This window comes from Thermophilibacter sp., from assembly GCF_966187215.1.
Map to the genome: position 1 here is coordinate 1 of NZ_CBIFYV010000049.1, position 6,783 is coordinate 6,783.

The window sequence follows — 6,783 nt, forward strand, 5'->3', positions numbered from 1 at the left end:
GCAGAAGTCGCGGGAGGGAGGCCCTTCTCGGTGAGCCGGCTGACGGCACCTGTGACCGGCATGGGCTTCTCGGCGCGAGGCCGTCGCGCGCGCTCGGGAGCGGGGCGGTCGCACCCGCGGCGGCGACGGCGTTCAGGATGCTTGAGTGTGTCGGATTTCGACAAAACGGCCTCTCGAGAGCGCGGTTTTGTCGATTCTCGACATGCTCAAGGTCTCTGAAGGGTCGCCGGCGGCGGTCGGAGACGCCGCGCGCGGAGAGAGGCTCAGCGGAAGAGCTGCCACATGGCCACGGCGGAGCTGGCCGCGACGTTGAGGGAGTCCACGCCGTGCGCCATCGGGATGATGACGCGGGCGTCGCAGGCGTCGAGCGCGCGCGGCGAGAGGCCCGTGCCCTCGGTGCCGAACAGCAGCGCGCGCCGGCCCGTCTCGCCGAGCGGGGGCAGCCGGTCGATCGCGACGGCTCCCTCCCCCAGCGCGAGCGCCAGCCGCTCGAAGCCGCGCTCCCTCAGCAGGCCGAGCGTCGTCCCGGGCCAGTCCGCCTCGTCGGCGCGCGCCCACGCGACCTTGAAGACGCAGCCCATCGAGACGCGCGCGGCGCGGCGGCAGAGAGGGTCCGCACAGCGCGGCGAGAGGAGCACCGCGTCGGCGCCGAGCGCGGCGGCGCTGCGAAAGATCGCCCCGACGTTGGTGACGTCCACGAGGTCCTCGAGCACCACCACGCGGCACGCGCCCTCGAGCGCCTCCGACACCGAGCGCCCGCGTGGGCGGCGCAGCGCGCAGACGAGTCCCCGCGTCAGGCGGAACCCCGTCAGGCGCGCGATCTCGTCGTGGGGCAGCACGTAGGCCGGCACGTCGCCGCCCACGCGGGCGAGCACCTCGGCGGACGCGTCGAGGTCGCGCTCGTCCACGAGAAACGACACCGGCTCGGCGCCGCCCTCGAGCGCGGCGGTGACCGCGAGCCTCGACTCCACGACCATGAGCGGCCCGCGCCCCTCGGAGCCGCTCCTGACCTGGCGCTCCGTGAGGCGCGCAAAGACGTCCAGGCGCTCGTCTGCCAGACTGTCGAGGCGGACCAGCTCGGCCATGCCTTCCCCTCCCGTTAACATCTCGCGGCTTCCCCGCACGCTCCCGCGTCTAGAGTAATATAGCGAGATGACCCCTTCGGCAGCGAGCATCCCCGGCAAGGTGAGCACAATGGCACATCACATGAGCAGCCCCCAGAGAACCGGGGGCCGGCACAGCAAGGCGCTCTGGATCGTCCCGCTCGTCATCCTCGGCGTCCTTCTCGCCGCCTACCTGGGCGGGGTGGTGGCGTTCAGCCAGTTCTTCTTCATGCCCGGGACCACGCTCGACGGTCAGGACGTCTCGCTCAGGACGGTGGACCAGGTGGCCGCCGAGAAGGCCGGCGCCCTCGGCGACTACGAGGCGCACGTCACCGGCGACGGCGTGGACGTGGAGGTGCGCGCCTCCGACATCAGCCTCGCCTACGACGGAGAGGCCTACGCGCGCGAGGCGATCGGGCAGACGAACGCCTGGGCGTGGCCGGTGGAGCTGGCCACGGGCGCGCGGAGGACGGTGAGCGCGGAGAGCGCCGTGGTGTTCGACCGCGACGCGCTCCTCTCCCTGTTCCAGCCGAGCATCGACGCCGCGTCGCAGCGGGTCAAGGAGCTCGGGGGCGACGCCGTCAGCTACGACGCCGAGCAGGGGGCCTTCGTGCTCGACTCCGGCGTGGCGGCGAGCTATCTCGACGCGGACGCGCTCGTGGACGCGCTCTCGCGCGCCTTCACGGACCGCGCCGCCTCCATCGAGCTGGGTGCCGACGAGCTCGCCCACACCGACGACGCGCTCCACGCGGCGCTCGACGCGGCCAACGCCTACCTCGCCGCGGCCGGCAGCGCGCTCGCGCTCGACGGGCAGGAGGCGCGCGCGGTCACGGCCGACGACATCGCCGGCTGGGTGAGCGTGGGCGACGACCTCACGGTCTCCCTCGATCAGGACGCCGTTGGCGCGTGGGTGAACGAGGCGGTGGGCTCGCTCAACACCGTCGGCTCCGAGCGCACCTACACGCGCCCCGACGGCAAGCAGGTCACGGTCTCGGGCGGCTCCTACGGCTGGGAGGTCGACGAGGGCAGCGCCACCACCTCGCTCGTCGACGCGCTGAACGCCCACGAGGCGCGCCAGGTCGACGTGCCCTACTCCCAGTCCGGCCAGGTGGCCCCCGACGATGGCGGGCGCGACTGGGGCAGCCGCTACATCGACATCGACCTGACCGAGCAGCACGTGCGCATGTACGACGACTCGGGGGCGCTCATCTGGGAGTCCGACTGCGTGAGCGGCGACCACTCCCAGGGCTATGACACGCCCACCGGCGTCAACCAGGTCAACTCCAACATGGCGACGGGCGACGTGCAGCTGCGCGGCCTCGACTACAACGGCGACGGCGAGCCCGACTACATCAGCCACGTGAAGTACTGGATCCCGTTCGTCGGCAACCTCGTCGCCCTGCACGACGCCAACTGGCGCTCCAGCTTCGGCGGCTCCATCTACCAGTACAACGGCAGCCACGGGTGCGTGAACCTGCCCGTGGACAAGGCCGCCGAGCTCTACAACCTCGTGAAGCTCGGCGACGTCGTGGTGGTGCACTACTAGGCCACGACGCCGCCGGGGCGCGCGGGCGCCTAGAACGGCATGCGGCCGCCGCCCATGTTGCGCATCATCTGCTGCATGGCGCGCCGCCCCTTCTTGCCGCCGCCCTGCTGCGCGAGGCCGCGCATCTTTCCCATCATCTTGTTCATCTCGGACCACTGCTTGATGAGCTGGTTGACCTCCTGGACGCTGCGGCCGGAGCCGGCGGCGATGCGGCGGCGACGCTGGCCGTTGATGATCTTGGGACGCGCGCGCTCTTCGCGCGTCATCGAGCGGATGATCGCCTCGATGCGCGTGAGCTGCGACTCGTCGAGGCTCGCGCCGGGTGCCTGCGCGAGCGCGCGGTCCATGCCCGGGATCATGCCCGCGAGCTTCCTGAGGCCGCCCATCTTGCGGATCTGCTGCATCTGAGCGAGCATGTCGTCCATCGTGAAGCCCTCGCGCAGCATGCGCTCGGCGTCGGCGACCTGCTGCTCGTCGGCGACCTTCTGGGCCTGCTCGATGATGCCCACCACGTCGCCCATCCCCAGGATGCGCTTGGCCATGCGGTCGGGGTGGAAGATCTCGAGCGAGTCGGGCTTCTCGCCCATCGAGACGAACTTGATGGGCTTGCCGGTGACCTCGCGCACGGAGAGCGCGCCGCCGCCGCGGGCGTCGCCGTCGAGCTTGGACATGATGACGCCGTCGAAGTCCACGCGGTCGGCGAACTCCGTGACCACGTTGACGATATCCTGGCCGGTCATCGCGTCGACCACCATGAGGATCTGGTCGGGGCGCACCGCGCGCTTGATGGCGACGGCCTCCTCCATCATCTCCTCGTCGATCTGCAGGCGGCCGGCCGTGTCCACGATCACGATGTCGCAGAGGCGGTCGACGGCCTCCTGGATGGAGCCGGAGGCAACGGCCACGGCGTCCTTGCCGTCGCCACGGAAGACCGGCACGCCGATCTCCGCGCCGAGCGTGGCGAGCTGGTCGGCGGCCGCCGGGCGGTGCGTGTCGCAGGCGGCCAGCAGCGGGCTGTGCCCCTGGTGCTTGAGCAGGTAGGCCAGCTTGGCGGCGGCCGTGGTCTTGCCGGAGCCCTGCAGGCCCACGAGCATGATCACGTTGGGCGTGCGGTTCTGGGCCAGCGTGAGCTTGGAGTCGGTGGAGCCGAGAAGCGCCGTGAGCTCGTCGAGCACGACCTTGACCACGTTCTGGGCCGGCGTGAGCGAGCCGAGGACGTCGGCCGTGAGGCACTTCTCCTTGCAGCGGGCCACGAACTCCTTGACCACGCGGTAGTTGACGTCGGCCTCGAGAAGGGCCATGCGGATCTCGCGCATGGCGACGTTGATGTCGTCCTCGGTGAGGCGCCCCTTGCCGCGGAGCCTCTCGAAGGTGTCCTGGAGACGGTCGGACAGAGAGTTGAACATGGTCACATCCCTTCGCCCACGAGCGCGCGGCAGAACTCGAGCGCGTCGAAGGCCTGCAGGTCGTCGATGGACTCGCCCACGCCGATGCGGTAGATGGGCAGGCCCAGCTGGCTGGATATGGCGAGCGCGATGCCGCCCTTGGCGGTGCCGTCGAGCTTGGTGACGATGAGGCCGTCGAGCTCGAGGGCATCGTTGAACTCGCGCGCCTGGTTGAGGCCGTTCTGGCCAGTGGTGGCGTCGATCACGAGCACGGTGGAGACGGGCGCGCCCGAGCGCTTGCGCGTGACGCCCACCACCTTGGCGAGCTCGCGCATGAGGTCGGAGGAGGTGTGCAGGCGCCCCGCCGTGTCGATGAGCGTGAGCTGGGTGCCCTCGCGCTCGGCGCGCTCCACCACGTCGTAGCAGACGCTCGCCGGGTCGGCGCCGCGCTCGCGCGTGACGACCTCCACGCCGGCGCGCCGGCCCCAGACCTCCAGCTGCTCGATCGCCGCGGCGCGGAACGTGTCGGCGCCGCCGATGAGGCAGCTCACGCCGTCCTCGCGCGCCCGGCCGGCGAGCTTGCCCACCGTGGTGGTCTTGCCCGCGCCGTTGATGCCCACGAACAGCACGCAGCTGGGCAGGTCGCCGAACGGGTCGCGCTCCGCCGCGGGGAACTCCGCCGCGAGCCGGCGCGCCAGGGCCTCGCGGATCTGCTCGGCGCGGGTGAGGTTCTCGCGCGCGGCCTGGTCGCGCAGGTCGTCGGTCACGCGCATGACCAGCTCGGCGCCCATGTCGCCCATGACCAGCGTGTCCTCGAGCTCCTCCCAGAAGCTCTCGTCGACCTCGCCGCCCATGTAGAACAGCTCGTTGATCGCCTCGCGCGAGCGCTTGAGCCCGGACCTCAGGCTGTCGAGAAGACCCATCTTACGCATCAACCACCTTTCCGGTCGCGCGGTCGAGCCGCTGCGAGACCACGCGGCTCACGCCGTCGGCCTGCATGGAGACGCCGTAGAGCACGTCGGCCTGCTCCATGGTCCGCCGCTGGTGCGAGATCACGATGAGCTGCGTGGACTGCTTGAGGCGCTCGATCGCATCGAGGAGCTTTGAGAGGTTGGAGTCGTCGAGCGCGGCCTCCACCTCGTCGAACACGTAGAACGGCACGGTGCGCACCTGGTAGACCGCGAAGAGCAGCGCCAGCGCCGTGAGGGACTTCTCGCCGCCGCTCATGAGCATCATCTTGGCGATGCGCTTGCCCCGGGGCTGGGCCACGATCTCGATGCCGGTCTCCGACGGGTCGTCGGGGTCCGTCATCTCGATGTGCGCCTGGCCGCCCGGGAACAGCAGCGAGAAGACCTCGGAGAAGTTGTGGTTCACCTTCTCGAAGACGGTGAGGAAGCGGTTGCGCATCTTGCGGTCGATGGCCGCCGTGATCTTGCGCAGCGACTGCCGGGCGCCCTCGAGGTCGGCCACCTGCTCGGCGATGTAGTCGGCGCGCTCCTTGAGGCGCAGGTACTCGTCCATGGCCACGGCGTTGACCGGCCCGATGGACTCGATCTGGGCCTTGAGCGACGACACGCGGCGCTCGGCCTCGTCGCGGTCCTCCGGGGCGGGCAGCTCGAGCGCCTCGTCGAGCACGGCGCCCGTGGCCACGATCGCGTCGACCGCGACCTGCACGCGCTCCTCGAGGCGCCCGAGGTCGACCTTGACGCCCGATGCGGCCTCGCGCGCGGAATCGAGCTCCGCGGTGGCGGCGGAGACCGCCTCGCGGGCCTCGCCGATGGTCTTCTTGAGCGAGTCGGAGTCGGCCTCGGCGAGCGAGGCACGGTCGCGCAGGCGCGCGGCCCACTCGAGCGCGCGGGAGCGGATGGCGTCGTAGCGGTCGTGCAGCGGGTCCACGCGCAGGCGCACCACCTCGAGCGCGCGCGAGGAGCGCTCGGTGGAGCGGATGCGCTCGTCGAGCTCCTGCGGTCGGCGGGCGAGCTCGGCCTCGCGCGTGGCGAGGTTGGCGCGGCGCTCGCGCGTGGTGGCGAGCTCCAGGCGCGCGTCGGAGAGCTCGCGGCTCGCGCGGGTCTGCTCGCGCACGGCGTCGTCGTGCTCCTCGGTGGCCTCCGCGAGCTGGCGGTCGAGCTCCTCGGCGCGCTCGCGGGCCTTGGCCGCGGCGCTGCGATGCGAGGCGATGTCGGCGCGGGCGGCCTCAGCGCGCTCGGCCGCCTCCTCGCGGCGGCGGGCCACCTGGGCCCGCTCGCTCCTCGCCGAGGAGAGCTGCTGCTCGAGCCGGCCGCGCTCGGAGGTGGCGGCGGAGAGCTCCGAGCGCAGGCGCGCGATCTCGCCCTGCGAGGAGGCGGCGCGCTCGCGGGCCTCGGCCAGCGCGGCCTCCGCCTCCGAGAGCGCCGAGGCGGCCGTCGCGAGGCGGTCCTCGAGCCCGGCCATGCCGTCGCGCAGCGCGCGCATGCGGCGCTTGCGCTCGAGCGCGCCCGCCTCGCTCGACGGGGCGCTGCCCACGTGGACGCGTCCGTCCGGCAGTACGGCCACGCCGTCGGCCGTGACGTAGGTCAGGCCCGGCGCCTGCGCGTGCGCCCGGAGCGCCTCGGTGGGGCCGTCCACCAGGCGGACGTCGCCGAGAAGGGCCTCGAGCAGCGCGCGGGCGTCGTCGGCCACGCGCAGCCGCCCCACGAGCGGCTCGCCCGGCGCGTCGGCGGCGGCGGGCGCGCGGGAGGCGTCGCGCGAGACGATCGTGGCCCGGCCCGGG

The 6,783-nt window shown here is 72.1% G+C and carries 4 protein-coding genes and 1 pseudogene; 1 reads left to right on the forward strand and 4 read right to left on the reverse strand.

Annotation, left to right across the window (positions count from 1 at the left end; all coding sequences use genetic code 11):
- Window positions 1–263: 263 nt before the first annotated feature.
- Window positions 264–1,085, reverse strand: coding sequence for a TrmH family RNA methyltransferase (locus ACWTSU_RS04395; RefSeq protein ID WP_455138662.1), 822 nt, complete (start codon window positions 1,083–1,085; stop codon window positions 264–266).
- Between the two features lie 121 nt (window positions 1,086–1,206).
- Between ACWTSU_RS04395 and ACWTSU_RS04400 the strand changes: the two genes are divergently transcribed.
- A complete protein-coding gene (locus ACWTSU_RS04400; protein WP_455138663.1) occupies window positions 1,207–2,649 on the forward strand; it encodes a L,D-transpeptidase family protein in 1,443 nt (480 codons plus the stop codon).
- 29 nt (window positions 2,650–2,678) lie between these two features.
- On the opposite strand, the gene ffh is transcribed toward ACWTSU_RS04400, so the two are convergent.
- From ffh to ACWTSU_RS04415, 3 genes and pseudogenes are all read right to left on the reverse strand, one after another.
- Window positions 2,679–4,055, reverse strand: a complete 1,377-nt coding sequence (gene ffh, locus ACWTSU_RS04405) for a signal recognition particle protein (protein ID WP_455138664.1) — start codon at window positions 4,053–4,055, stop codon at window positions 2,679–2,681.
- Window positions 4,056–4,057: 2 nt separating this feature from the next.
- Window positions 4,058–4,957, reverse strand: coding sequence for a signal recognition particle-docking protein FtsY (gene ftsY, locus ACWTSU_RS04410; RefSeq protein WP_455138665.1), 900 nt, complete (start codon window positions 4,955–4,957; stop codon window positions 4,058–4,060).
- A gap of 1 nt (window position 4,958) precedes the next feature.
- Window positions 4,959–6,783: pseudogene (locus ACWTSU_RS04415) on the reverse strand (chromosome segregation protein SMC); the annotation flags it as partial.